We start from the raw sequence: 24,147 nt of genomic DNA on the forward strand, positions 1-24,147 counted from the left end.
GCTCCTCAGGGGGCGGTGCGGGCGTCGGCGCACTCGGGGTTGACGGTCTGCGGCGGGATGAGTCCCCTGAGTCCGTCCACAACGGACTGTGCGGCCATCATGCCCGAGCGGGCGCGGGATTCGACGGTGGCGGCGCCGATGTGCGCGGTGACGAGGAGGTTGTCGAGGCCGCGGAGGGGGCTGTCGGCGGGGAGGGGTTCGGTCTCGACGGTGTCGAGGGCGGCCCCGGCGAGCCTGCCGGAGGCGAGGGCGGCGGCGAGGGCGTCCTCGTCCACGACGCCGCCGCGGGCGGCGTTGATGAGGTAGGCGCCGTCCTTCATGCGCGCCATGGCGTCCGCGTCGATGAGGTGGTGGGTCTCGGGGGTGAGGAAGAGGTGGAGGCTGACGAAGTCGGCTTCGGCGAGGAGGTCGTCGAGGGTGGCTTCGCGGATGCCGTGCGCGTCTGCGAAGGCGCGGTCGAAGTAGGGGTCGTAGGCCACGACCCGCATGCCGATCCCCTGGGCCATGGTGGCGACGAGCTTGCCGATGGCGCCGAGGCCGACCACGCCGAGGACGGCGCCGCCGAGTTCGCGGCCGGAGACCTGGTCCCAGCCGCCGGCGCGCACGGTGGCGACGTTCTGGGGGATGGTGCGGGCGGCGGCGAGGAGGAGGCCGATGGTGTGCTCGGCGACGGATTGGCGGTTGACGCCGGGGGTGGGGCAGACGGCGATGCCGCGGGCGGTGGCGGCGGGGACGTCGATGTTGTCGTAGCCGACGCCGGTGCGGCCGATGACGCGGAGGTTCGGCGCGGCGTCGAAGAGCTCGGGGGTGAAGGGGTCGGTGCCGGCGACGATGGCGTCGAAGGGGCCGACGAGGTCGACCAGGCGCTCGCCGGTCTCGGCGCGGTCCTTGAAGGAGCTGTGCACGACGTCGAGGCCGGCGTCGCGGAGGTGGCGGTCCACCGCGTCCCCCGGTCGCAGCCATGCCGTGGTGACGAGTACGCGTCCAGTCATCTCCGTCGGTCCTTCCGTCGCATCCGAACGTTAATAAAATACTATAGTAGTCGTTCGTATCGTACACGACAGCCGCGGCACACGCGTGCCACGGCGGATCGCAGTTCTGGAGGACGGGGCTGGACGAGGCGACTAGGTGAGGACGGGGCCGACCACCGAGGCGGTCATCTTGCGCACGGCCGCGGCGTCGGGCCGGGCGTCGCGGTCGGCGAACAGCAGGTGGGCGGTGCCGATGAGGGTCGGGGCGAGGCCGTCGACCTCGGCCTCGGGCGCGATGCGGCCGAGGTCCCGCTCCTCGGCGAGGTAGGCGGCGACCATCTCGACGCCCTCGGTCAGCACGGGCACGCCCACGGGCCACGCCTCGCGCAGGCGCGCGCGGAGCTGGACGCGGAAGGTCAGGAGCGGCACGATCGCCACGGCGACCGAGCCGAACAGCGCGGTGACCGCCTCGGCGAGGTTGTCGACGACGTTCCCGGTGCCGGCCGCCGTGCGGAGCGCGGCGGCCTGGGCGTCGAGGCGCTCGACCCGGTCGATGACGAACCCGGCGAGGAAGTCGTCGAAGTCAGTGAAGTGGCGGTGCAGGACGCCCTTGGCGACCTGGGCCTCGTCGGTGACGGCGCGGCTGGTCAGGGCGCTGGGGCCGTCGCGCAGCAGGACGCGCTCGGCCGCGTCGAACAGCTGCGTCCGCGGATCGCGGAGGGCCACCCCTGTCGGCACCGCGCGCCTCCCTTGCCTCGGTTCCCCCGAATTCTGCCAGATTGACAAGTGGGCAATCGCCCATTTAGAGTGGGCGCATGACCACTCCTGTACCCGAACCCCACCAGGTGCGCGAGGCCGCGGAGTCCTTCGGGGTCGACGCCGCCCGCTACGACCGCACCCGTCCCTCCTATCCGGACGACATGATTGGCCGCATCGCGGCGGCGGCCCCCGGCCCCGACCTGCTCGACGTCGGCTGTGGCACCGGGATCTCCTCGCGGCGGTTCGCGGCGGCGGGCTGCCGCGTGCTCGGCCTCGACGCGGACGCGCGCATGGCGGCCTTCGCCGAGCGCGCGGGCACCGAGGTCGAGGTGGGGCGGTTCGAGGAGTGGGAGGCACGAAGCCGCACCTTCGACGCGGTCGCCGCGGCCCAGACCTGGCACTGGGTCGAGCCCGTCGCGGGGGCGGTGAAGGCCGCGGAGCTGCTGCGGCCCGACGGCATCCTGGTCGCGATGTGGAACGTGGCCCAGCCGCCGCCGGACCTGAGCCGCGCCTTCGCCGAGGCGAGCCGCGAGGCCATGCCGCCGCAGCTCGCGCAGTTGCTCGCGGGGTCGAACGCGGGGAAGTCCGCGATGGACGGCTACCGGCCGATGTTCGACACTGCGGCCGAGGGGATCAGGGCCTCGGGCGCGTTCACCGGGCCCGAGGAGTGGCGCACCGCCTGGGAGCGCGAGTACACCCGGGACGAATGGCTCGACCAGCTCCCCACCAGCGGGATCTTCACGCGACTCCCCCGCGCCCGGCTCGACCCGCTGCTCGCGGCGGTCGGCGCGGTGATCGACGCGGCGGGCGGCGCGTTCACGGTGGCGTACACGACCGTCGCGGTAGTGGCCGTGCGCGCCTAGAACCCAAGTGCGCCTTGGACTCCGGCACGCCTAGTCCCCCAGCGAGTCCAGGGTCGTCAGGGCGATCGCGGCGGCGCGGCGCATGGCCTCGGTGACGGCGGCCGGGTCGCCGTCCTCGCGCAGGGCCGCCATGGCGGCGGCGCTGACGGCCCCGACGACCGCGCCGAGCACGGCGGCGGCCGTGGTGCGGTCGAGCTCATCGGGGTAGGCGTCGAGGAGGGCGTCGGCGATGCGGGCTTGGCCGGCGAAGGCGGTGTGGAGGACCCGGGCCTGGACGGCGGGCGACTCCACGATGAGGCGGGCGCGGAGCGCGGCCATGCCGGTGGGCAGGTCGCGCGCGGCGGTGTCGTCGATCATCGCGGCGAGCGAGGCGGCGAGGGCGTCGCGCAGCGGCGTGCCGGGCGCGCGCTCCTCGATGACGCGGATCGCGAGGTCGAGGCGGGCCCGGCCGTCGCTGAGGAGCACGTCCTCCTTGGTCGGGAAGTGGAGGAAGAAGGTGCGCTTGGAGACGTCGGCGGCCTCGGCGATGTCGGCCACGCCGGTGGCCTCGTAGCCGCGCTCCTGGAACAGCCTTGCGGCCGTGGCGATCAGGGTGTCCCTGGTCTGCTGCTTCTTGCGTTCGCGGCGCCCCGGTCCCTCCGTCACCGGGCCAGCATAGTGCAGCCCGGATATCGTTGCACCCGGAATATCAATGCACTCGGTATACTCATATACTCGGATCACTGAACGCGCGGTCGCGCGGCACGAGAGGAGTACGCGATGGGGAGCATGGACGGGCGCACGGTGCTGGTCACGGGCGCCGGAAGGGGCATCGGGCGGGCGGAGGCGCTGCACCTCGCCTCGCTCGGCGCGAACGTGGTCGTGAACGACCCGGGCGTGGACACCGACGGCCGGGGCGGTGACGCGGGGGTGGCCCAGGCGGTGGTCGACGAGATCACCGCCCTCGGCGGCCGGGCGGTGGCCGACCGCGGCAGCGTCGCCGACTGGGGCGGCGCCGAGCGCATGGTCGAGCGGGCCGTCGCCGAGTTCGGCGACCTCCACGCGGTGGTCAACAACGCCGCCACCGAGGTGAACAAGGGCGTCGAGCGCCTGGAGGAGGCCGAGTTCGACGACGTGGTCGCCGTCAAGCTCAAGGGCACCTTCGCGGTCAGCCGCTGGGCCGCCGTCCACTGGCGCCGCCGCTGGGAGGCCGGGGACCGCGCGCCCCGCGCGATCGTGAACACCGCCTCGGGCTCGGGGCTGTTCAACTCCCTTCCCGCCCAGTCGAACTACGCCGCCGCGAACGCGGGCGTCGCGGCCCTGACCACGGTCCACGCCCTCGAACTCGGGCGCCTGGGCGTGCGCGTCAACTGCGTCGCGCCCTCGATGGTCCGCACCCGGCTCACGCACGGCGTCCCGGGCATGGACGAGGCCCCCGCCGAGGGCCCGGACCCGAATGACCCCGCGATGGTCGCGCCGCTCGTGGCCTACCTCGCCGGTCCCGACTGCGCGTTCACCGGGCAGGTGCTCTCGATCCGCGGCGGCACCGTCCTCGCCTCGCACCCGTGGACCCTCGGCGAGCACGTCCACAAGGAGGACGGCGCCTGGACGGTTGAGGAGCTGGCCGAACGCCTCCCGGGGCTCCCCCTGGACGACCCGTTCGACACCCTCGCCGCGGCCCTCGGCGCCGCGCTCGGCGAGCACGGCCGCGAGGCGATCCAGGCGATGGTCGCCGCCGAGCTCGACAAGCCCTGACCTGCGGACCGGCCGCCCCTGACGTGCCGCGGGAGGCACTGTCAGGGGCGGTCAGCGCGGTGTCAGTGCGGTGTCAGGAGGCGGCCCCATAGTTGCCTCATCAAGGCGAACCGCCACCGAGAACACCGCTTGAAGGAGCACCCGAGATGACGACCACCACCTTCTCCGCCCAGGACGTCACCACCATCCGCACCGCCGCGTGGGGCGCCGTGTCGCTCATGTCCGCCGCCGGGATCGCCGGGTCCGCGCACCGGGTCGGCACCGATGCCTCCCTGGCGCTCGTCGCCGCCACCGGCCCCGTCGGCCACGTGGTCGCCAGCGCCAAGGGCGCCAAGCTCAAGGGCAAGTCCACCGCCGAGCTGGCCGACCAGGTCTTCCCCGCGCTCACCGCGAGCGTCGCGCTCCTGGAGGCGCGCGACCCGGCCGAGGCCGAGGAGTTCCGCTCGCTGATCGGCATCGTCGTGGAGGCCGCGAACCGCGCCCACCGCGGCGGGCCCAGCCCGGTCATGGACGACATGTCCCGCAAGATCGCCGAGGCGATGAACGCGTAACCGCCACCTCCCCGGTGAACGAGGGGGCCGACCGCACTGCGGCCGGCCCCTCGTCTTGTTCCGGGGCGCAGTCGTGTTCTGGGGCGCAGTCGTGTTCCGGGCGGTGCGGTTGCGGACGGCGGGTCGCGTTCGCGCCGATGTGTTCCCGGGGCTCCCTTCGGGTACCCGGCCGGGGCCACACCGAGAGGAGATCGCCATGAACTCGCGACCGATGTCGACGACGGGGCACCACTGGTGGGAGGCGGAGCGGCGGCGCACCACCGCCGTCCAGCAGGGGCTGAACGCCGTCTCCTGGGTCTTCCTCGTGATCGGTGTCATGGGCTTCGTCCCCCTGTTCACCTCCGACTTCTCCGGGCTCGCGTTCGCCGGCCCGGACTCCACCGCCGAGCTGTTCGGGGTCTTCGCGACCTCCGTGCTCGCCAACCTGGTCCACCTGCTGTTCGGCGTGCTGGGCTTCATCATGTCGTGGATGGCGCGGTTCGCGCGCCGCACGCTCATCGGCGGCGGCGTGCTCTTCGCGGTCCTGGGCCTGATCGGACTGATCGCGGATGCGGCCGGCGACGGCGGCTTCCTGCCCTCGAACTGGGCCACGGGCCTGCTGCACCTGGGCCTGGGCGTCCTGATGCTGGTCATGGGCTTCGTGCTGCACCGCCGCCTCCCCCGCGAGAGCGAGGCGCGCGGCGAGGGCGACTTCGGCGAGACCAACCGCGGCGCGGCGCGTTGACCGCCTTCTTCCCCGGCTTCGAGGAGTGGGACGTCGAGGCGACGCCGGGCGTGGTCCTGCACGGGCGCTCGGGCGGGTCGGGCCCGCCGGTGGTCCTGCTCCACGGCCATCCGCGCACGCACACGACCTGGCACCGGGTCGCCCCGGCCCTGGCCGCGGGCGGGTTCACGGTGGTGTGCCCCGATCTGCGCGGCTACGGCCGCTCCTCGAAGCCCGATCCGGACGCCGAGCACCTGCTGTACAGCGACCGCGCGATGGCCGCCGACGTCGCGGGGCTCATGAGCGTGCTCGGACATGAGCGGTTCGCGGTGGCGGGGCACGACCGGGGCGCGTACGCGGCGTTCCGGACCGCGATGGACTTCCCCGAGCGGGTCGCGGCCCTCGCGGTGTGCGACGGCGTGCCGATCCTGGAGGCGCTGGACCGGGCGGACGCACGGTTCGCGGCGCGGTGGTGGCACTGGTTCTTCTACGGGGCCTCCCCGCACGCCGAGCGGGTCATCAACGCCGATCCGCTGGCCTGGTACGGGTTCGACGCGGCGGCCATGGGCGAGGAGAACCACGCTGACGCGGTTGCGGCGGTGGGCGATCCGCTGACGGTGCGGGCGATGCTGGAGGACTACCGGGCCGGGCTCACGCGCGACCGGGAGCACGACGCGTCCGACCGGGCGATGGGTCTGCGCCTGCAGGCGCCGGTGCTGGCGATGTGGTCGCGCTTCGACGACATGGAGGCGCTGTACGGGGACCCGGCGGAGGTGTGGGCGCCGTGGTGCGAGCTGCCGGTCCGCAGGGCCGTGATCGACTCGGGGCACCACATGGCCGAGGAGGCGCCGGACCAGGTGGCGGCGGCGCTGGCGGGGTTCTTCGACGCGGTGCGCCCGGACGGGCCCCGTTTAGGCGCCCGCGTGCGGGGCACGTTGACCGCATGAGCGACGCCCCTGGTACGACCGACACCGCGACGGCCACGATGCCTTCGGACGTGGACAGGCGAGTGGGCCGGTTCGACCGGTTCTCCTCGCTGGCGTCGAAGGTGGCCAGCCGCCCCGGCTACTTCGCGTTCTGCGTGCTGCTGGTCCTCATCTGGGCGCCGACGTTCTTCTTCTTCGACAAGCTGACCTGGCACCTGCTCATCGACACGGTCACCACGATCATCACGTTCCTGACGGTGGCGCTGCTGCAGAACAGCGAGACGCGGAACGAGGCGGCGCTCCAGCACAAGCTGAACGCGGTCGCGGCCGGTCTGGCGGACATCATGGACCGCCTCTCTGACGGCGAGGAGCCCGAGGAGATGAGGAAGCGCCGCACTGAGCTTCTCCGAGCTGTGGGGCTGGAGGAGGACGAGAGCGTCTAGGCCGACGAGAGGGTCTAGGCGCTCTTGCGCCTGGCCGCCGCCGATTTCTTGGCGGCGGCCTTTTTCACTGTCCGCTTGCGGGCCGTGGTCTGCTTGGCCGCGGTCTTGCGAGCGGACTTCTTGGCGGCCTTCTTCGCCGTCTTCTTCGCGGCCTTCGCGCCCTTGGGCGCGTTCTTGGCGTCGACGCTCTTCTGGAGGGCGTCCATGAGGTTGATGACCTTGGCCTTGGGCGCGGCCTTCGCCTTCTTGCCGGGCGCGGCGCGCCCGCTCGCCTTGGCGGCGATGAGGTCTTGGAGGGCTTCGCGGTAGGCGTCGGTGTAGTCCTCGGGGTTGAAGTCGGCGGTCATCGACTCGATGAGCGTGCCGGCCATCGCCAGCTCCTGCTTGCGCGCCTCGCCCGCGACGGTGGCGAACTGGGGCTTGCGGATCTCGTCGGGCCAGAGCATGGTGTGGACGACGAGGAGTTCGTCCCGGGGCCGCAGCACGGCCAGGGTCTCCCTGCGGCGCAGGGTGATCCGCACGATGGCGAGCTTGTCGGCGTCGAGCAGGGCCTGGCGCAGGAGCACGTAGGGCTTCTCGGCGCCCTCGGCGGGCTCGGCGTAGTAGGACTTCTCGTAGTGGATGGGGTCGATCTGCTCGGCGGGCACGAACTCGACCACCTCGGCGGTCTTGGAGGAGCTGACGGGCAGTTCGGCGAGGTCGTCGTCGTCGAGCATGACGATCTCGTCGTCGACCTCGACGCCCTTGACGATCTCGTCGGGCGGCACGACCTCCTCGTCGAGCTCGCAGACCTTCCAGTAGCGGATGCGCCCGCCGTCCTCGGCGTGGTACTGGTGCAGCGACGGGTCGTGGCTGCTCGTCGCGGTGTGCAGCTTGACCGGGATGCTCACCAGCCCGAACGCGATGGTCCCGCTCCAAATCCCCCCTGGCATGTCCACAGCATGACACCGGCGGGCGCCTCGGCACCGAGATATGTCATCTTCTCGCATTTTTGGCGGGCGGCTCCCGCCCGGCGCGCCGAGGCGGCGTTTGCAGCTGCGCGCGGCGGGTATCTGGCGCGCATGGCACGGGGGCGCGGCCTGGACGAATACCGGGCGAAGCGCGACTTCCGCAAGACCGGGGAGCCGCGCGGCGGGCGCGTGCGCGGGAAGGGCGACCGGTTCGTGGTCCAGCGCCACGAGGCGACCTGGCTCCACTTCGACTTCCGGCTCCAGGTGGGTGGCGTGCTCGTCTCCTGGGCCGTCCCCAAGGGCCCCTCGCTGCACCCGGCCGACAAGCGCCTCGCCGTCCGCACCGAGGACCACCCCCTCGACTACGCCGAGTTCGAGGGCCTGATCCCCGAGCCGGAGTACGGCGCGGGCACCGTGATCGTCTGGGACGCGGGCTACTACCTCAACCTCACCGAGAAGCGGGGCGAACCGGTGGCGATCGAGGACGCGGTCGAGCACGGCCACGTCAAGGTCTGGGTCGAGGGCGAGAAGATCTCCGGCGGGTTCGCGTTCTCGCGCATGGGCGAGGGCAAGGAGTGGATCCTGGTCAAGCTCGACGACGACGGCGCCGACCGCCGCCGCAAGCCCGCCAAGACCCAGCTCGCGTCCGTCCTGTCCGGGCGCACCAACCGCGACCTGCGGGGCTGACATGGCGCCGACGGTGCACGTGGACGGCCACGACATCACGCTCTCCAAGCTCGACAAGGAGCTGTTCCCCGACGACCGCCTGAGCAAGGACGACCTGCTCGTGCACTACCTCGCCGTCGCCGGGGCGATGGTCCCCCACCTGGCCGGGCGGCCCCTGACGCTGCTGCGCCACCCGCACGGGATCGGGCGCGACGGGTTCTTCCAGAAGGACGCGGCCGACTACTACCCCGACTGGGTCCGCACGATCGAGGTCCCGCACCGCCGCAGCGAGGGCAACGCCCGCTACGCCGTCTGCGACGACACCGCGACCCTCCTCTACCTCGCGAACCTGGCGACGATCGAGTTCCACATCTGGACCGCCACCGCGGCGGACATCGAGCGCCCCGACCGGCTCGTCCTGGACCTCGACCCACCCGAGAGCACAACGGTCGCCGAGCTGCGGTCGGTCGCGCGCCGCGCCCGCGACCTGTACACCGAGCTGGGCCTGACCCCGTACGTGCAGGCCACGGGCGGCCGCGGCTACCACGTGGTCGCGCCGCTGGACCGCGGCCGCGACTTCAAGGCCGTGCGCGAGCTGGCCGGGGCCCTCGCCGCGCACCTCGCCGCCGACGACCCCGAGCGCCTGACCACGGCGCACCGCAAGGACAAGCGCGGCGACCGGATCTTCCTCGACGCCAACCGGAACGGCCACGCGCAGACGTTCATCGCGCCCTACTCGCTGCGGGCCCGGCCCGGGGCCGCCGTCGCGACCCCGCTCGACTGGGACGAGCTGGGCCGGTCCACCCCGAACGGCTACAGCCCGGCCGCGATCCGCCGCCGCCTCGCTCGCAAGGCCGACCCCTGGGCCGGCATGGACCGGCACGCCGCCGACGCGGGCGAGGCGCGGGCCCGGCTCGACACCCTTCGAGTGCGCTTATCGCCGAACCGGAGCCACGGCCCGTGCCGCCGTCTTAGGCTCGGTCGGTGGACCTGCCCGGACCGATGCTGGCGACCGCCGGACCGCTGCCGACGGCGAGCGGCTGGGCGTACGAGTTCAAGTGGGACGGGGTCCGCGTCCTGTGCGAGACCGGCGGCGGGACGTGGCGCCTGGTGACCCGCCGCGGCACCGACGTCACCGCGAAGTTCCCCGAACTGGCCGAGATCGCCGACGCGGGCGACGCCCTGTTCGACGGCGAGCTCACCGTCTTCGACGGCCGGCTCCCCGACTTCAACGCCACCGTGAGCCGCCTGCGCGCCGAGCCCCGCAAGGTCGACGACCTCGCCGCCTCCATGCCCGCGACGGTCCTCGTGTTCGACCTGCTGCGCTTCGACGGCACCGACCTGCGCCGCGAGCCGTACCTCCACCGCCGGGTCACGCTCGACGGCCTGGGGCTGCGCGGCGAGCGGTGGGCGGTGCCGCCGTGGTCGGACGACCGGCTCACGATCATCGCGACCAGCCTCGCCCACGGGCTCGAAGGCGTGGTCGCCAAGAAGCTGAACAGCCCGTACGTGAGCGGGCGCTCGCGCCTGTGGATCAAGGAGCGGCACGCGAACGTGGTCGACACCGTGGTCGCGGGCTGGCTGCGCACCCCTTCGGGGCAGGTGTCGATCCTGCTCGCCGAGGCGACCGAGGAGGGGCTGGAGTACCGGGGCCGGTGCCCGGCGCCGCTCGACGTGCTCGCGGCCCTCGAACCGCTCGCGTCAAGCGTCCCCACGGTCGACATCCCGGACGCGCCCGAAGGCGTGCAGTGGGTGCGTCCGGAACTGCAGGTCGAGGTCACGGCCGCGTCGCGGCGCCCGGACGGGCGCCTGCGGCAGCCCAAGTTCGTGCGGGCCCGCTTCGATCAGCTCGGCTAGTCCGCATGAACGGCCCGGCCCGGGGTAGCCGTCGGGGACGAACACCCGACGACGAGAGGGGACGGAACGTGAGCGGCGACGTAGTCGACCTGATCATGGCCGACCACCGCGAGGTGGAGCGGCTGTTCGAGGAGCTGAAGCGGTTCCCTGAGAAGCGGCCCTTGGTGGTGCCGGTGCTGTCGGCCCTGCTGACCGCCCACAGCCGCGCGGAGGAGGCCGAGGTCTACCCGGTCGCCATCGCCGAGGCGGGCGAGACGGAGGAGGTCGCGCACTCCCAGGAGGAGCACGAGCAGGCCGAGGAGCTGCTGGTCAAGCTCACCGAGACCGATCCCGCCTCCCCGGAGTTCGACAAGGCGCTCAAGGAGCTGGTCGACTCGGTGACCCACCACGTCGAGGAGGAGGAGAGCACGGTCCTCCCCGGGATGAAGACGGGCCTCGCCGAGGCCCGCCGGATGGAGCTGGGCGCCGCCTTCGCCGCCAGCCGCGCGGAGCACCTGGGCGACAAGCCCGGCGAGGCGAGCCGCAAGGAGCTGGAGATGCAGGCGCGCAACATGAACCTGACCGGCACCTCGGACATGAACAAGGCCAGGCTGGCCGAGGAGCTGAAGCAGCAGGCGAAGTCCTGACCCAGTGCTCGCCGGGGCCGCGTGTTGTAGAGGGCTGACGCGGCCCCGGCTTTCCGCTGTCTCGCAACGAAGCAGGGGCGCCCCCTCGCGGGAGCGCCCGCTTCAGCGGGCTACTTGCCCGACCACCCCCAGAGGACCTCTTCCTGGATCCTGTAGTACGTCTCCACGTAGCCGGCCGACGCGCTGTGCAGGGCGTCCTCGGTCCAGTTGAAATTGCACTTCGCCCAGGTGTCGTACCCGTGGTTGTTGCGGCAGATCCGGCTGTTGACCGAGCCCCTGGTGCTGAACACGAAGCCGATCGCGGAGTGGCCGTCGGCCTGGCCGTCGTGCACGTAGACGTAGTCGCCGCTGTAGTCGACGCAGATCGTCGTGTAGTTCCCCTGCGACCCCGCCGACATGCAGTCGCCCTCCACCAGCACGTTCGTCACGCCGGTCTGGCAGCTGAACGTGGAGAACGTGCAGCTCTCGTAGAAGTTGTCCTCGGCCATGGCCGCGGCGGGCAGTGCGAACACCGCGAGCGCGGCCGCAGCCACGAACACCACCGTGCGCGCGACGGTCCGGCTCACTCTGCGCCGCAGGCGGTCTGCGTAATCCCTCATGAACTCGTCCTCTCAGGTCACTCGCAGGAGTTCGCCGCGGCGAACTCCTGCACTTCGGTCAGTGCGGCGGTGTCCGCCGTCGCCTCGGTCAGGGCCGCGACGATCGCGTCGGCGCCTTCGCCGACGAGGAGTTCTTCGACCCCCTCGTCGAGGTGGACGTCGGGGCTCTCCGCGAAGGCCGCCGCGTCCTGCACGGTCCCCTCGGACTCGCCGTTGCCGAGGACGCCCTCGTCGAACGGCACCTCCGAGCCCTCGCCGAGGCCGCGCCACTGGGCCGGGACGCCGTCGCCGTCGTCGGTGCAGACGGCCTCCTCCCAGCGGATCGCCATCACGTACTCGTGGCCGACCTCGACCCGGGGGAAGCCGTCGAGGGCCATCTCGATCGGGTCCTCCAGGTCCCCGTCGGTGAAGGTCCAGCCGAGGCCCGAGTACTCCCAAGTCGCGGGGGCCGGCTGCGGCGCGCCCTCGCGCGACCACAGCACGTCCTCGACGGTGAGGGAGACGATGCGGCCGATGACGCCCTCGCCGCGCTCGACCTCCACCGCGTCGGGTTCGAGGGCCTGCTCGGACACGGCCTCGACGACGACCACGTGGTCGGCGTAGGTGACCCAGTCGTCGGCGGTGATGCTCGGGAGGTGGTCGGAGCCCTGGCCGAGCAGGACCTCCTCGGCCGCCTCCGGGCCGTCGGGGGCGGGCGCGGCGAGGGCCGCGACGGCGATGCCGGTGGCGGAGGCGACCGCCATGACGCCGGCCGCGGCTGCGATACGGGTGCGGATGCGCATGGGTCCTCCTCAGTAGGTGGCGTTGATGTTGGCGATGTTGTTGGCCTGCAGGCCCTCGTCGGAGCTCGTGGGAGTCTCCATGCAGCCCAGGGCCTCGTCGGTCTTGCTCTTCTGCGGCGACGCCTGGTTGCCGTGCACCAGGCCGACCGCGTGGCCGGTCTCGTGGCAGGTGAGCCCCTTGACGAAGTGGCCGCCGCCGCGGATGCGCACGTACTGCTGGTCGCAGCGCAGGCTGTCGGCGGCGTTGTTGCAGAACGTCACGCCGTCGGCGCTGGCCGAGACACCGGTCGAGCTCTCCTGGTAGACGATGTCGGTCTCGGCGCCGCCGGAGAACGAGGGCGTCGAGTCGTAGCTCACGGAGAAGTCCGTCGGTCCGTACACATTGGTCATGACGTTGTTGACGGCGTTGCGGTCCACCGTCTCCAGCTTGTTCGAGCCGGAGCTGTCCATGTAGTACGTGAGCGTGGCGTTGTCGGTCTGGCAGGAGACCTTCCCGTCTGGGCCGTTCTCGTCGTGGCAGCCCAGGTTCGCGTACGGCGTCGGGTACATGTTGTCCGTGTACGCCGCCCAGGCGACGCCGGCGGTGACCGCGACGGTTGTGAAGGTGACGGCGGCCAGGCATATCGCCCGGACGCTCAGGCGCCTGGCAGGAGTGCTCGGCATGGGGGGCTTCCTTTCTAGGCCGGTCCGGGTCGGCGCCCGCGCACCGCCGATCAGGCGGTACGGAGGCGGGGGGAAGTGGGTGTGCGGAGAGGCGGGACCGGCTGCCGCCAGCGTAGGGAGCCGCCCGCACAAGCAGCGCATACGAAGCGCATACACCGCTCCGCGACGCAGGTGAACGCCCTGGTCACGGACGGTGCGGCCCACAGTGCACCGGTCGATTCCCCGACCCGTCCTGTTAACCTGTGCGCCATGCGCTTCAGGGTGCTGGGACCGCTTCGCGCGGACGCTGACGGCCGCCCGCTCCGGCTCGGCGGGCCCCGCCAGCGCGCGGTCCTGGCGGCACTCCTCACCAGCCCGAACCGGACGCTGAGCCGCACCCGCCTGATCGAACTGGTCTGGGACGAGCCGCCGCCCTCCGCCGAGGCCAACCTCCGCAGCTTCGTGTGGAAGCTGCGGACCCTCCTGGCCGAACCGGGCGACGAGGTCCCGCGCATCCTGCACGAGCAGGGGTTCCGCCTCCGCGTCGAACCCGGGGAGCTCGACCTGTGGGACTTCGACCGGCACGCCGAGCAGGCCCGGCGGGCCCGCGGCGAGGGCCGCGCGGCCGACGCCGCCGCGGCCTACGGGCGGGCGCTGGAGCTGGTGCGCGGCGAGCCCTTCCAGGACATCGAGGCCGGGGCCCGCTTCGACTGGATCCGTGCGGCGCTCCGGGAGCGCCTCGACCAGGTCGCCGAGCAGCACATCGACCTCGGCATGGACCTCGGCGCCCACGCGGGGCTCGTCGCCGAGCTGCGCGACCGGCTCGCCCAGCGGCCCCTGCGGGAGCACTTCGCGGCGCAGCTCATGCTCGCGCTGGCGCGGTCGGGGCGCCGGGGCGAGGCGCTGGCCGTCTACCGCGAGACGCGCGCGGTCCTGATCGAGACCCTTGGGGCCGAACCGGACCGGGAACTCCAGGAGGTCCACCGCCAGGTCCTGGACGGCCGGGTCGCGGCGGTCCCCGCGGCCCCGGTTCGGACGGTGCCGCCCGCCGCGCCCGTCGACCTGCTGCCGTTCGACCTGCGCGTCTTCTCGGGCCGGGAGGCGGAGCTCAAGCAGCTCGAGGCGCTGGCCGACCCGGGTTCGGCGGCGCGGATCGCGGTGGTCTCGGGGAGCGCGGGCATGGGCAAGACGGCCGTCGCGGTCCACTGGGCGCACCGGGCCGCGGCCGGGTTCCCCGACGGGCGCCTGTACGCGGACCTGCGCGGTTTCGGCCCCGGCGAGAGCGCCGCCGACCCGGGCGAGGTGCTGCGCTCGTTCATCGAGGCGCTGGGCGACGCCCCGGCGGCGGTACCGGCGGGCACCGAGCAGCGGGCGGCCCGGTTCAGGCGCCTGCTCGCGGACAAGCGGGTGCTCCTGCTGCTCGACAACGCGCGGGACCCGGCGCAGGTGCGGCCGCTGCTGCCCGGCGCGGCCGACTGCGCGGTGGTGGTGACCAGCCGCAACCGCCTCACGGGCTTGATCGCCTCCACCGGGGCGATGGTGGTCCCGCTGGAGGCCATGCCGCAGCCGCAGGCGCGAGCGGTCCTGGCGGGCCGGCTCGGTGCCGAACGGCTGGCCGACCGCGATGCGGTGCAGCGCCTCCTGGACGTCTGCCGCGGACTCCCGCTCGCCCTGTCCGTGGTCGCCGCGACCGCGGCCTCACGGCCCGGTGACGGGCTCGATGTGCTCGCAGATGAACTCGACGCCGCCGCGACCCCCCTGGACGGCCTCGCCGCCGCCGACCCCGAGACCGATCCCCGCACCCTGCTCGACTGGTCGTACCGGCAGCTCTCGCCCGAGACGGCGCGCCTGCTCCCGCTTCTGGCCCTCCATCCGGGCCCCGACTGGACGGCCCCGGCCGCCGCGAGCCTGGCCGGCACCGGACTGCGTCCGACCCGGGCGGCCCTGGCCGAACTGGTCGAGGCGAACCTGCTCCTGTGGACGCCGCAGCACCGGTACGGCTTCCACGACCTGGTGCGCGCCTTCGCACTCGAACTCGCGGACCGCGAGCCGGAGGAGCGCGACGCGGCCCGGCTCCGGATGCTCGACCACTACCTGCACACCGCCTTCGCCGCCGACCGGCTGCTCGATCCGACGCGCAGCCCGATCCGCCTGTCCCCCGTCCCCGCGGGTGTCGAGCCCGAGCGGATCGCGGACGGCGACGCGGCGATGCGCTGGTTCAGCGCCGAGGACGCGGTCCTGGCGGCGCTGGTCGACCGCTCCGCCGCGCTCGGCCATGACGCCCACTGCTGGCAGTTGGTCTGGACCCTGCTCGATTATCTCAACCGGCGGGGCCGCACGCATGGCCTCGTGCTCGTCAGCGAGCGGGCTCTGAAGGCCGCGACCCGGATCGGCGACACCGAAGCGCAGACGCGCGCGCTCCGCGACCTCGGCCAGACCTCCGCCCGCCTGGACCGGTTCACCGACGCTCGGGAGTACCTGGAGCGGGCGCTCGCGCTGTCCGAGCGGGTGGACGACGAGCGCGGCCAGGCGCTCGCCCATCATCTCCTCGGGCGGCTCTGGCGGCGGCAGCGGCGACTGCCCGAAGCGCTCGACGCCACCCGCCGGGCGCTCGCCCTGTTCGAGTCCACCGGCGACCGGGTCGGCCGGGCCCGGTCCCTCCAGGCGATCGGCTACCACCACCTCGTCGTCGGCGAGCACGCCGCCGCGCTGCCGTACAGCGAGCAGGCCAGGGCCCTGTTCCGAGAGCTCGGCGATCCGGCCAGTGAGGCCGCTGTGCGCGACGACATCGCCTCGGTCCACCACCATCTCGGGGACTTTCCTAGGGCCGTCGCAGAGTTCGAGGGCGCATTCGCTCAGTTCCATGAGCTGGGCTTCCGGCGCGGTGAAGCCGAGGTCCTGGTCCACCTCGGCGAGACCCATGTCGCGGCGGGCTCCCCCGAGGCCGCTCGCCGCGTCTGGGAGGCGGCCTTGGTGATCTTCGACGACTTGGACCATCCTGGGGCGCAGGAGCTTCGGACTCGGCTGAGCGCGCTCGACGGGTCTGAGGACTGAGCGTTCGCGGGCTTACAGACGCGCGAGGGGCGCTCCCGGCGGGAGCGCCCCTGAACGGTTGTCGGATCTCACGCGCGGCGTGCGGCGCGGAGCAGTCCGGTGAAGTCGCCTTCGGGGAGATCGAAGATCGGGGAACCTTCACCGAGCTTGCTGTCCCGGACCTGGAATCCGGAAGCAGCGGGGCGGGCCTCGACGCAGTCGCTGTTCGCCGTGGCCTGGCTCCGGCTGGCCTTCCGCCAGGGAGCCACCCGTGCCTCGACGCAGTTGCTGTTCTCGGCGGCGTTGCTCCGACTCGACTTGCGCCACCCATCCTGGCTCATCGATGGAACTCCTTCAGAGGCTTGGCTTGAAGGAACCCGGTTTCGAGGATCTGGTGATACATGCCCACCGCATCGCGCCTCTCGTAGAAGCGGCGCTCGTAGGGACTCTCCAGATACACGATGCTGGGCTCCTCGGGTTCTCTGAAGGATAGTACGGAGAACGGCACATCCAACATCGGATATGGTCCTGCCCCGAACGGCAGGTACTTGATGGTTACGTTCTCCCAGCTCGCTGCCTCGAGCAGTCGGGCGAACTGCTGATCATCACAACCATGCCGCAGAACAGCTTCATCCAGGAGGAATTGGACCACCGGGGCTGGGCGTCGAGACCAGAACAGGTCCTGCCTCTCTAGTCGCTTGTCGATGAGGTCTGAGAAGGTCGCGGGATCATCGAACGAGTTCTTCGCAAAGAAGCGTCGTAGGTACTCCTCGGTTTGCAGGAGGCCCGGAACCACCTTGGTCTGATACAGGTAGAGCGCGACTGCGAGCTGTTCGAACTCCAGATAAGAGTCCCATCCCGAGTTGGCGATCGCATGGCTGGGCTGGGCCCAGATCTTGGCATCGGCCAGGCGCCACAGGCGCTCCAGCTCGTACTTGACCTGTGCTGGCGCGCCGTAGTAGTCGCAGAGTCGACCGACCTGCGAGAAGTTGACCCGTGTTCTTACCCCCTGTTCGACCCTCTTCAGCGATCGCGACGATCCGACGATCGCGCAAGCCTCCGGGTCGTTGGTGCTCTTTCCGGCCCGATCGCGATGCTTCCGCAAGGCACGGCCGACGATCACGAGAAGTTCTGATTCGGTCGCCATCCGTTCATTATCACAGCTTTCGGCGAATCCACAACGGCCCGAAACGGTCGGCAGTTAGGCACGCAAAACTGCCGATCATTACTGCCGATGCATTGTGTCCCTGTCCAACTGCCCCACCCTCTACCAGGCGATTCGTACTTGTGGAGGCTTCTCCGCCGACCTACTCTCAATCCATCGCGGGCGGTACATGCGGCCCACAGGGGTCTGAAGTGGAGGACATGCGATGGACAGACAAAGCCGCGGGCGCAATCCGAGCCCCGGGGAACTCGAACGGGGGCGGTTCAGCGATGGGCACACCGACTTCACGGTCCGCGCGTCGAGCGTCGACGCGCCGGACTCGTTCCAGGTGTCGGCGGAGGGCAATCCGGCGGACATCGTGCTGATCGTCTCGGGGATCAACTCCGGCCGGCTGCATGCGACTTGGGGCCAGGGTTGGCGCTCGTTCGCGCCCGACTGGAAGGTCTGGGTCGAGGACGCCGCGTTCAAGGTCTTCTACAACGGGGTGACCATCGGCGACCGCCGCCAGGGGAAGGTCCGGTTCTGTGACGGCTGAGGCGGCGTTCGCCGAGACCGACCCGGGCAGGGACGGCTGGCTCGGCGACTTCAGAAGAGGCCCTGCGGTGTTCGCGCTGTTCCAGGTGGGCCCCGAGTCCGGCGGTCATCCGCTCGGACCGCCCGAGTACCGGATCGAGTGCAACGACGGGGCGGGGCCGCGCGAGATCTGCCGGTTCTTCGACGAGCCCGATCCCGTCCCGGAGTGGCGCGGCGCCTGGCGCGGCGACGAGTGGTGCCCCTGGATCCTCGACCGCGCCCACGCCCTCATCGCCCGGCCCGAGAACACCTGAGCCCGGTGCGGCGGGCGGGCCGCGGTCGCGGAACCCCCAGGCCGCGCAAGCACGCGGCCTCTCAACGCCGCCGCACCTCCCCCGCGCGGGGCCGACGTTCACACGGCCCGCGCGGACGGGGCCGGCCGATCCCGGGTGGAGGATCGACCGGCCCCGGTTCTGTCCCGGTTCAGTCCGCGGCGGGCGCCGGGGACATCGCCAGGCCGAGGAGCGTGATCCCCAGGGCCGCACTCGTGTAGAGGGCGATCGCACCGGTCCCGAAGGCGCCGTACAGGCCGATCGCGATGAGCGGGGCCAGCGCGCCACCGGGCACGCCCGCGAGCTGGTAGCCGAGCGAGGTCCCCGAGTAGCGCACCCGGGTGGCGAAGCGCTCGGCGATGAACGCCGCCTGCGGTCCGTACATCGCGGCGTGCGCGACCAGTGCGACGATCACGGCCACCGCGATGAACGCGGTCGAGCCGGTGTCGAGGAGCGGGAAGAACAGCCAGGCCCACACTCCGGCCGCCACGGTGCCCGCGGCCATGATGCCCTTGCGGCCCATGCGGTCCGAGAGCCGCACGAACCAGGGTATGAGCAGGAGCTGCACGGCCGATCCGGCCAGGACCGCGCCGAGGCCCACGTCCTGGCCGACGCCGACCACCTCCGTGAGGTAGGTGATGAGGTAGAGCGTGAAGACGTAGAAGGCCACATCGACACCGATGCGGGTGCAGAACGCCGCGAGCAGGGCGCGCTTGTGGGTGCGGAAGACCTCGCCGAGCGGGTTGGCGGGGACCGCGCGGATCGAGGCGAACAGGGGCGACTCGGCGACGTTGCTCCGGATCCACAGGCCCACCAGGGAGAGCAGGGCCGACACGAGGAACGCGAGGCGCCAGCCCCAGGTCATGAAGGCGGCGTCGCTGAGGATCAGGTTCGATCCGGCGAGCACGCCCGCGGCGAGGAGGTTGCCCGCGGGGACGCCGAGCTGGACCCAGGCGGCGGCCGCGCCCCAGCGGTCGCGGCGGTCGTGCTCCATGGAGAGCAGGACCGCGCCGCCCCATTCGCCGCCGAGGCTGAGCCCTTGCAGGAAGCGCAGGAGGACGAGGATGACCGGCGCGGCGAGGCCGATGCTGTTGTAGGTGGGGAGGATGCCGATGAGGAAGGTCGACATGCCCATGAGCAGCAGCGAGACCGCGAGGACGTTGCGGCGCCCGACCCGGTCGCCGAGGTGTCCGAAGAGGATGCCGCCGATCGGGCGGGCGGCGAAGCCGATCCCGTAGGTGGCGAAGGCGAGGAGGGTTCCGGCGGCCGGGGAGGCCGAGGGGAAGAACAGGGGGCCGAAGACGAGGGCGGCGGCGGTGCCGTAGAGGAAGAAGTCGTACCACTCCAGGGAGGTGCCGACGGCGCAGGCGGCGATGACCGCGCGGGGCGAGCGGGCGGTGCCGGGCTTGGCGGTGAGGACGGCCATCATGCGCACCCTTCGTACTGGGGGATCGGGATCGATTCGAGGTCCATCCCGGCGGGCGCGAACCACTGGCGCATGAGGAGTTCGGCGGTGCCGTCGGCGTACATGTCGGTGATCGCGCGGTTGACGGCCTCGCAGCCGGCCGTGTCGCCCTGCTGCATGCCGATGCCCAGGCGCTCTTCGGAGTAGCCGGCGCCGACGAGGCGGGCGGCGCCGCCGGACTGCCAGGCGAGGCCGGCGAGGATGCGGTCGTCGGTGGCGAGGACGTCGACCTCCCCGGCGATCAGCATCTCCAGGCAGGCGATCGAGTCCTCGGCCTCGACCGGGACGGCCGAGACGCCGTGCTCCACGGTGATGCGGTCGGCGACGTTGGAGCCGCGCGCGGAGCAGAGGCGGCGGCCCTCGATGTCGGCGAGGCCGGTGATCGTGGTGTCGTCGGCGCGCACGAGGAGGTCCTGGTGGGCGATGGCGTAGGGACCGGCGAAGGCGATGTCGCGCTTGCGTTCCTGGGTGATGGAGAAGGAGGCGATGGTGAGGTCGGCGCGGTCCTCGAGGAGCACGGTCTCGCGGTCGGCGGTGAGGATCGGGACCCACTCGATCTCCTTGCCGAGGCTTTCGGCGATGTAGCGGGCGGTGTCGACGTCGAAGCCCTCGTACCGGCCCTCGTCGTTCTCCCAGCCGATGAGCGGCTGGTCGGTCTGGACGGCGATGCGGAGCACGTCGCCGTCCAGGATGGAGTCGTGGTCGGCGGCGCAGCCGGAGGCGGCGAGCGGGAGGGCGCAGAGGGCGGCGAGGAGCGGGGCCGTGCGCCGGAACGTCGGTGTCATCGGAACTCCCTGAGTCTGGGGGCGATGCCCGTGAAGGTGAAGGCGGCCAGCGCGACCATCGCGGCGGGCAGGAGGAACGCGAAGTCGGCGATGGCCTGCTCGCCCTCCTCGATCCCGGCGCGGAAGGTGCCCAGGTGCTCCTCGGAGAGGGCCGCCAGCGCGGTGTCGTAGTCGATGTACGCCTCGCGGACCGAGGCGAGGCGTTCGGCGGCGGTGCCGTCGCCTTCGCGCATGGCGGCGTCGGCGTTCATGAGGGTCTGCCAGGCGCGGGCGGCGTCCCAGGTGGCGTCGCTGCCGGTGAAGGCTTCGGAGAGCAGGCCCGGGGTGCGTTCGGGCGCGGCGAGGGGCGCGTTCCACGCTTCGGCGAGGAGGTCGCGGTACTCGCCGAGGTTGCCGGCCTCCCGGTAGTGGAGGGCCTGGGCCTTGTCGAAGAGGGTCTGCTCGTAGATGGCGGCGCGCTCGGCGTCGAGGAGGTAGCGGACCTGGTCCACGTACAGGGCGTTGGAGACGGCGTTGGCGCGGGCGAGGGACAGGGCGTTGTCGAAGCCGCCCTCCTTGGCGGTCTGCTGGGCGGACTGCTCGGCGTTCAGGACCGCGAGGCCGGTGCCGAGGTAGAGGAGGCAGACGGCGGTGGCGACCAGGAGGGAGGGGTTGAAGACGCGGCCGTAGCCGCGGGCGAGGTGGATCTGGAGCCAGACGAGGGCGGCGAGGGCGATCGCTCCGGCGACGGCGACGACGAGGAGGCCGGTGTCGATGCGGTTCTCGGCGCGGTCGTACGCCTCGCGGACGGCGGTGGCGTTCTCCAGGGTGAGGTTGTAGGACAGCGGGAGGAGCTGGCCGCTCATTAGGTCGCCGGCCTCGCGGTAGGCGGCGACGACGTCGGGCGGGGCCTCGCCCTGGGGGTAGGCGGCCTGCTCGGCGAGGAGGAGGGCTTCGGCGGCCAGCTGCTCGTAGCGGCCGTAGTGCTCCATGACGGTCTCGATGGTGGTGCGCTGGGCGGCGTCGTCGCCGGCGAGGCGGTGGGCTTCGAGGAGGGCGGCGGCGATCTCGCCGCGGCGCTGGTCGTAGCGGGCGCGGGCCTCGTCGGTGCCGGCCTGGTCGGAGGTGCCGAGGAGCAGGAGGGTGGCGACTTGGGCGTCGGCGTCGGAGAGGGCGAAGTAGAGGTCGGTGGTAGCGACGACCTGGGGCCCGGCCTCGTGGCCGATGACGTCGAGGGCGTCGTTGGCGGCGGCCGCGGCCACGGCGAGGGCGGTGAGCATGGCCGCGAGGGCGGCCACGGCGGCGACGGCGCGGACCAGGAGCTTGGAGGGCGAGGCGGTCTTGTAGACGAGTTCGAGGCGGGCGGTGAGGGGGTCCTCGTCGAGGCGGGTGACCGCGCGGCGGGCGAGGACGGGGGTGCTCCTCATCGGTTGTCCTCCTTTCCTATGCGGCGCAGGCGGATCGCGGTCCAGGCGCCGAGGTGGATCGGGGTGCCCTCGGGGAGCGGGACGGGGACGTTGGCTTCGAGGCGGCGCCCGCCGAGGCGGGTGCCGTTGTAGGAGCCGAGGTCCACGATGGACCAGGTGTCGCCTGTGCGCATGAGGACGGCGTGGAGGTGGGAGACGCCGATGTCGGCGGGTGCGGCGGCGAGGTCGATCTCCGGGCGGTCGCCGCCGTCGCGGCGGCCCCGGCCGATGCGGACCTGGTCGCCGCGCAAGGAGATCGTGCGGTCGGGGGCGTAGGGCGGGAAGGGGAGCGAGTCGCTGTCGGCGTGGACGGCGAGCCGGTCGTAGAAGTCGCGGTCGGCGGAGACGAGGACTTCGAAGGCGGGGCCGGGAGGGGCGGCTCCGCGGGCGGGGTCGCCGGGGCGGGCCGGTCCGCCGCTCGCGGCGGCGTCGGCTCCAGGCGATCGAGCGGGTCCGCCGCTGCGGGCGGGGTCGGGCCGCCGCACCGCCCCGGAAGCCGTGCCAGGGTCCCGGTCCGAATCGGGCCCACCGCCCGCGGCGCCGCCCGGCGATCGGTCCGAGTCAGGTGCCCGTACCGCCCCGGAGGCCGCGCCAGGATCCCGGTCCGAATCCGGCCCGCCGCTGGGCGATCGGTCCTGCTCGGACCCGTTGCCCGGGGCCGGGTCCGGCCACCGCACCGCCGCCGCGGCCGGATCGGGGTCGGTCCCGCCGCCCGGGGCGTCGGTTCCGGCCGGGCCGGAGTGCCCGTCCGCGTGCGGGTCGGCGACGGCCGCAGCCGCATCCGAGGCGAACGTCGTGTGGCCGCTGATCGGGCTCGGGCCCGGGTCGTCGCCCTCGAAGTTGTAGCCGCACGCCTGGCAGAAGCGGCCCAGGCGCCGCTCCCCGCAGGCGGGGCAGCGGGGCTGGGGCAGGATCGGGCCGGTGGCGTGGAGCGGCAGCGCCGCGTCGCCGCCGGCGAGGGGGCGGCCGCAGTGGTCGCACCACTCGGTGTCGGCGGACTCGCCGTCGCAGCTCGGGCAGGTGACGGTCACGTGAGCTCCGTTCGCGAGGTGGGCGTGCGGACCGTGCGGTCGGTGCCCACGTCGATGGCGAGCCGGTCCTCCTCGGTCACGCCCTGCTTGAGGCGGGCGGTGCCGGTCCCCGGGTCGAAGTCGATGATGCGCTCGATGAGGCGCGCGGTGGCGCGGTTGCCGGCCTCCTCGGCGAGGGTGCGGGCCGTGGCGAGGTGGCGGGTGGCGGTCGGCGGGTCGCCCGCGCGGAGGGCGGCGAGGCCGGTGCGCACGTGCGCGGCCAGCTGCTCCTGCCCGGTGTGGACGGCGACCTTGGCGTTCACCTCGGTGTTCAGGACCGGGTCGTCGGTCCAGCACACGAGGAGGTTGCCGCGGGCCAGGACCTCGTGGTCGGGGCCGCGCACGAGGAGGACCTGCGCGGCGCGGCGCTCCTCCCCCACCGGCCAGGCCGGGGCGGCCACGTCCAGCATGTACTCGCGGGTCTCGGTGCCCCACGCGGCCAGCGGGAACAGGGCGCTGCGGGCGTCGAGGTCGCGGCGGTGGCCCGCGAGGTCCTGGAGGGTCGGGTAGACCTGTCGCAGCGACCCGATCGCCACGTCGGCGGGGGTGCGGACCAAGAGCGCGACGTCGCCGTACGCCTTGCCCATGGCCTTGCCGCAGACCTCGGTGAAGTAGTCGGTGAGGTCGGCGAGGTCCTCGATGAAGGCGCGGGTGCCCTGGAAGCGGTCGGCGATGTGCTTGAGCTGGTCGGGGTCCCAGTCGATGCCGATGCCGACCGCGTCGCACGCGAACCTGCCCTCGCAGTAGTCGAGGTCGGCGGTGTAGGAGGCGCTGTCCTGGTTGACCATCCCGTCGGTGAGGAGCAGCACGTGGCCGATCGCGCCGGGGCGGGAGGCGAGCAGGTCGGCGGCGCAGCGCAGCCACACGCCGGTGTAGGTGAGGTTGCCGAGCGTCATGCGGTCGATGGCGTTCGCGGCGGCCTTGCGGTGCCTCGGGATCGCGGTGGCGAGGGCGCCGCCCCCGGGGTAGAGCTGGGTGGCGTCGTGGCCGCCCGCGACGATCGCGAAGTAGGCGTCCTCGCGGAGGGCGTCCAGGGCGGCCTTGGCGGCGCGCTTGGCCTCGGCGAGCTTGACGCCGCCCATCGACGGGGAGCGGTCGATGACGATGACCTCGGCGACCTCGGCCGCGGCGGACTCCGTGGTGCGGCACTCGATGCCGAGCACGGCCGCCATCTCGGCGGTGCCGGGCGGCACGAACTTGTTCTGGTCCACGGTGAGGGTGAAGGCGGTGGTGTCGGTCATCTCGGGTTCCCTTCGAGCGGAGTGGG

General features: G+C 72.5%; 27 protein-coding genes. 13 read left to right on the plus strand and 14 right to left on the minus strand.

Annotation, left to right across the window (positions count from 1 at the left end):
* Positions 1–5 precede the first annotated feature (5 nt).
* Both BLS99_RS13480 and BLS99_RS13485 read right to left on the minus strand, forming a co-directional pair.
* Positions 6–992: a phosphoglycerate dehydrogenase gene (locus BLS99_RS13480; RefSeq protein ID WP_091050305.1), complete on the minus strand. Its 987-nt coding sequence runs from the start codon at positions 990–992 to the stop codon at positions 6–8.
* Between the two features lie 132 nt (positions 993–1,124).
* Positions 1,125–1,709, minus strand: a complete 585-nt coding sequence (locus tag BLS99_RS13485) for a TetR/AcrR family transcriptional regulator (RefSeq protein ID WP_091050308.1) — start codon at positions 1,707–1,709, stop codon at positions 1,125–1,127.
* A gap of 77 nt (positions 1,710–1,786) precedes the next feature.
* On the opposite strand from BLS99_RS13485, the gene BLS99_RS13490 reads away from it, so the two are divergent.
* Positions 1,787–2,593, plus strand: a complete 807-nt coding sequence (locus BLS99_RS13490; protein ID WP_091050310.1) for a class I SAM-dependent methyltransferase — start codon at positions 1,787–1,789, stop codon at positions 2,591–2,593.
* A gap of 30 nt (positions 2,594–2,623) precedes the next feature.
* Here the strand turns inward: BLS99_RS13490 and BLS99_RS13495 are convergent, their stop codons facing one another.
* Positions 2,624–3,238, minus strand: coding sequence for a TetR/AcrR family transcriptional regulator (locus BLS99_RS13495; RefSeq protein ID WP_091050313.1), 615 nt, complete (start codon positions 3,236–3,238; stop codon positions 2,624–2,626).
* Between the two features lie 114 nt (positions 3,239–3,352).
* Here BLS99_RS13495 and BLS99_RS13500 point away from each other — a divergent pair, with 114 nt between their 5' ends.
* From BLS99_RS13500 to BLS99_RS13520, 5 genes are all read left to right on the plus strand, one after another.
* A complete protein-coding gene (locus tag BLS99_RS13500) occupies positions 3,353–4,327 on the plus strand; it encodes an SDR family NAD(P)-dependent oxidoreductase (protein ID WP_091050316.1) in 975 nt (324 codons plus the stop codon).
* A 146-nt stretch (positions 4,328–4,473) separates the two neighbouring features.
* Positions 4,474–4,878: a hypothetical protein gene (locus BLS99_RS13505; protein WP_091050320.1), complete on the plus strand. Its 405-nt coding sequence runs from the start codon at positions 4,474–4,476 to the stop codon at positions 4,876–4,878.
* Between the two features lie 196 nt (positions 4,879–5,074).
* Positions 5,075–5,602: a DUF4383 domain-containing protein gene (locus BLS99_RS13510; RefSeq protein WP_218126479.1), complete on the plus strand. Its 528-nt coding sequence runs from the start codon at positions 5,075–5,077 to the stop codon at positions 5,600–5,602.
* Positions 5,599–6,528, plus strand: coding sequence for an alpha/beta fold hydrolase (locus tag BLS99_RS13515; protein ID WP_176953352.1), 930 nt, complete (start codon positions 5,599–5,601; stop codon positions 6,526–6,528). The genes BLS99_RS13510 and BLS99_RS13515 overlap by 4 nt, the downstream gene beginning before the upstream one ends.
* On the plus strand, positions 6,525–6,950 hold the full coding sequence (locus BLS99_RS13520; RefSeq protein ID WP_218126480.1) for a low affinity iron permease family protein: 426 nt from the start codon (positions 6,525–6,527) through the stop codon (positions 6,948–6,950). Before BLS99_RS13515 ends, BLS99_RS13520 begins: the two co-directional genes overlap by 4 nt.
* A 14-nt stretch (positions 6,951–6,964) precedes the next feature.
* Here BLS99_RS13520 and ku read toward each other — a convergent pair whose 3' ends face one another.
* Positions 6,965–7,882, minus strand: a complete 918-nt coding sequence (ku, locus tag BLS99_RS13525; RefSeq protein ID WP_091051407.1) for a non-homologous end joining protein Ku — start codon at positions 7,880–7,882, stop codon at positions 6,965–6,967.
* Between the two features lie 129 nt (positions 7,883–8,011).
* Between ku and BLS99_RS13530 the strand changes: the two genes are divergently transcribed.
* The 4 genes from BLS99_RS13530 (at position 8,012) to BLS99_RS13545 (ending at position 11,049) form a co-directional block, all read left to right on the plus strand.
* Positions 8,012–8,587, plus strand: a complete 576-nt coding sequence (locus BLS99_RS13530) for a DNA polymerase ligase N-terminal domain-containing protein (RefSeq protein WP_091050323.1) — start codon at positions 8,012–8,014, stop codon at positions 8,585–8,587.
* Position 8,588: 1 nt separating this feature from the next.
* Complete coding sequence (gene ligD, locus BLS99_RS26995; protein ID WP_091050326.1) at positions 8,589–9,680, plus strand: non-homologous end-joining DNA ligase; 1,092 nt, start codon at positions 8,589–8,591, stop codon at positions 9,678–9,680.
* Complete coding sequence (locus BLS99_RS13540) at positions 9,569–10,423, plus strand: ATP-dependent DNA ligase (RefSeq protein ID WP_091050332.1); 855 nt, start codon at positions 9,569–9,571, stop codon at positions 10,421–10,423. The genes ligD and BLS99_RS13540 overlap by 112 nt, the downstream gene beginning before the upstream one ends.
* Positions 10,424–10,491: 68 nt before the next feature.
* On the plus strand, positions 10,492–11,049 hold the full coding sequence (locus BLS99_RS13545) for a hemerythrin domain-containing protein (protein WP_176953353.1): 558 nt from the start codon (positions 10,492–10,494) through the stop codon (positions 11,047–11,049).
* Between the two features lie 110 nt (positions 11,050–11,159).
* Here the strand turns inward: BLS99_RS13545 and BLS99_RS13550 are convergent, their stop codons facing one another.
* From BLS99_RS13550 to BLS99_RS13560, 3 genes are read right to left on the minus strand one after another with little or no spacing between them, the layout of a single operon-like run.
* Positions 11,160–11,648: a hypothetical protein gene (locus BLS99_RS13550; protein WP_143034790.1), complete on the minus strand. Its 489-nt coding sequence runs from the start codon at positions 11,646–11,648 to the stop codon at positions 11,160–11,162.
* A 17-nt stretch (positions 11,649–11,665) separates the two neighbouring features.
* Complete coding sequence (locus tag BLS99_RS13555) at positions 11,666–12,430, minus strand: hypothetical protein (protein ID WP_218126481.1); 765 nt, start codon at positions 12,428–12,430, stop codon at positions 11,666–11,668.
* A 9-nt stretch (positions 12,431–12,439) separates the two neighbouring features.
* Entirely contained in the window at positions 12,440–13,093 is a 654-nt protein-coding gene (locus BLS99_RS13560; RefSeq protein ID WP_218126482.1) for a hypothetical protein, read from the minus strand.
* A gap of 249 nt (positions 13,094–13,342) precedes the next feature.
* Between BLS99_RS13560 and BLS99_RS13565 the strand changes: the two genes are divergently transcribed.
* The gene (locus BLS99_RS13565) at positions 13,343–16,126 is read left to right on the plus strand and encodes an AfsR/SARP family transcriptional regulator (RefSeq protein WP_091050342.1); all 2,784 of its coding nucleotides are present in this window, start codon (positions 13,343–13,345) and stop codon (positions 16,124–16,126) included.
* A 68-nt stretch (positions 16,127–16,194) separates the two neighbouring features.
* On the opposite strand, the gene BLS99_RS13570 is transcribed toward BLS99_RS13565, so the two are convergent.
* Positions 16,195–16,446 carry a DUF397 domain-containing protein gene (locus BLS99_RS13570; protein WP_143034791.1) on the minus strand — a complete coding sequence of 84 codons (252 nt, stop codon included), beginning with the start codon at positions 16,444–16,446 and terminating at the stop codon, positions 16,195–16,197.
* Entirely contained in the window at positions 16,443–17,252 is an 810-nt protein-coding gene (locus tag BLS99_RS13575) for a helix-turn-helix domain-containing protein (protein WP_091050344.1), read from the minus strand. The genes BLS99_RS13570 and BLS99_RS13575 overlap by 4 nt, the downstream gene beginning before the upstream one ends.
* A gap of 223 nt (positions 17,253–17,475) precedes the next feature.
* Between BLS99_RS13575 and BLS99_RS13580 the strand changes: the two genes are divergently transcribed.
* Together BLS99_RS13580 and BLS99_RS13585 are read left to right on the plus strand one after the other, a co-directional pair.
* Positions 17,476–17,805, plus strand: coding sequence for a hypothetical protein (locus BLS99_RS13580; RefSeq protein ID WP_091050347.1), 330 nt, complete (start codon positions 17,476–17,478; stop codon positions 17,803–17,805).
* On the plus strand, positions 17,795–18,097 hold the full coding sequence (locus tag BLS99_RS13585) for a hypothetical protein (protein WP_091050350.1): 303 nt from the start codon (positions 17,795–17,797) through the stop codon (positions 18,095–18,097). Before BLS99_RS13580 ends, BLS99_RS13585 begins: the two co-directional genes overlap by 11 nt.
* Before the next feature lie 169 nt (positions 18,098–18,266).
* Here BLS99_RS13585 and BLS99_RS13590 read toward each other — a convergent pair whose 3' ends face one another.
* Genes BLS99_RS13590 through BLS99_RS13610 form a run of 5 tightly spaced genes read right to left on the minus strand, consistent with a single transcriptional unit; the run spans position 18,267 to position 24,121 of the window.
* A complete protein-coding gene (locus BLS99_RS13590; RefSeq protein ID WP_218126483.1) occupies positions 18,267–19,544 on the minus strand; it encodes an MFS transporter in 1,278 nt (425 codons plus the stop codon).
* Positions 19,541–20,365 carry a transporter substrate-binding domain-containing protein gene (locus tag BLS99_RS13595; RefSeq protein ID WP_091050355.1) on the minus strand — a complete coding sequence of 275 codons (825 nt, stop codon included), beginning with the start codon at positions 20,363–20,365 and terminating at the stop codon, positions 19,541–19,543. The genes BLS99_RS13590 and BLS99_RS13595 overlap by 4 nt, the downstream gene beginning before the upstream one ends.
* Positions 20,362–21,771 carry a hypothetical protein gene (locus BLS99_RS13600; protein WP_091050358.1) on the minus strand — a complete coding sequence of 470 codons (1,410 nt, stop codon included), beginning with the start codon at positions 21,769–21,771 and terminating at the stop codon, positions 20,362–20,364. Before BLS99_RS13600 ends, BLS99_RS13595 begins: the two co-directional genes overlap by 4 nt.
* Positions 21,768–22,841, minus strand: a complete 1,074-nt coding sequence (locus BLS99_RS13605) for an FHA domain-containing protein (RefSeq protein ID WP_143034792.1) — start codon at positions 22,839–22,841, stop codon at positions 21,768–21,770. The genes BLS99_RS13600 and BLS99_RS13605 overlap by 4 nt, the downstream gene beginning before the upstream one ends.
* Entirely contained in the window at positions 22,838–24,121 is a 1,284-nt protein-coding gene (locus tag BLS99_RS13610) for a VWA domain-containing protein (RefSeq protein WP_091050360.1), read from the minus strand. The genes BLS99_RS13605 and BLS99_RS13610 overlap by 4 nt, the downstream gene beginning before the upstream one ends.
* Positions 24,122–24,147: the final 26 nt, after the last annotated feature.

Origin of the sequence: Glycomyces sambucus (genome assembly GCF_900102815.1) — a bacterium.
Classification (GTDB): domain Bacteria; phylum Actinomycetota; class Actinomycetes; order Mycobacteriales; family Micromonosporaceae; genus Glycomyces; species Glycomyces sambucus.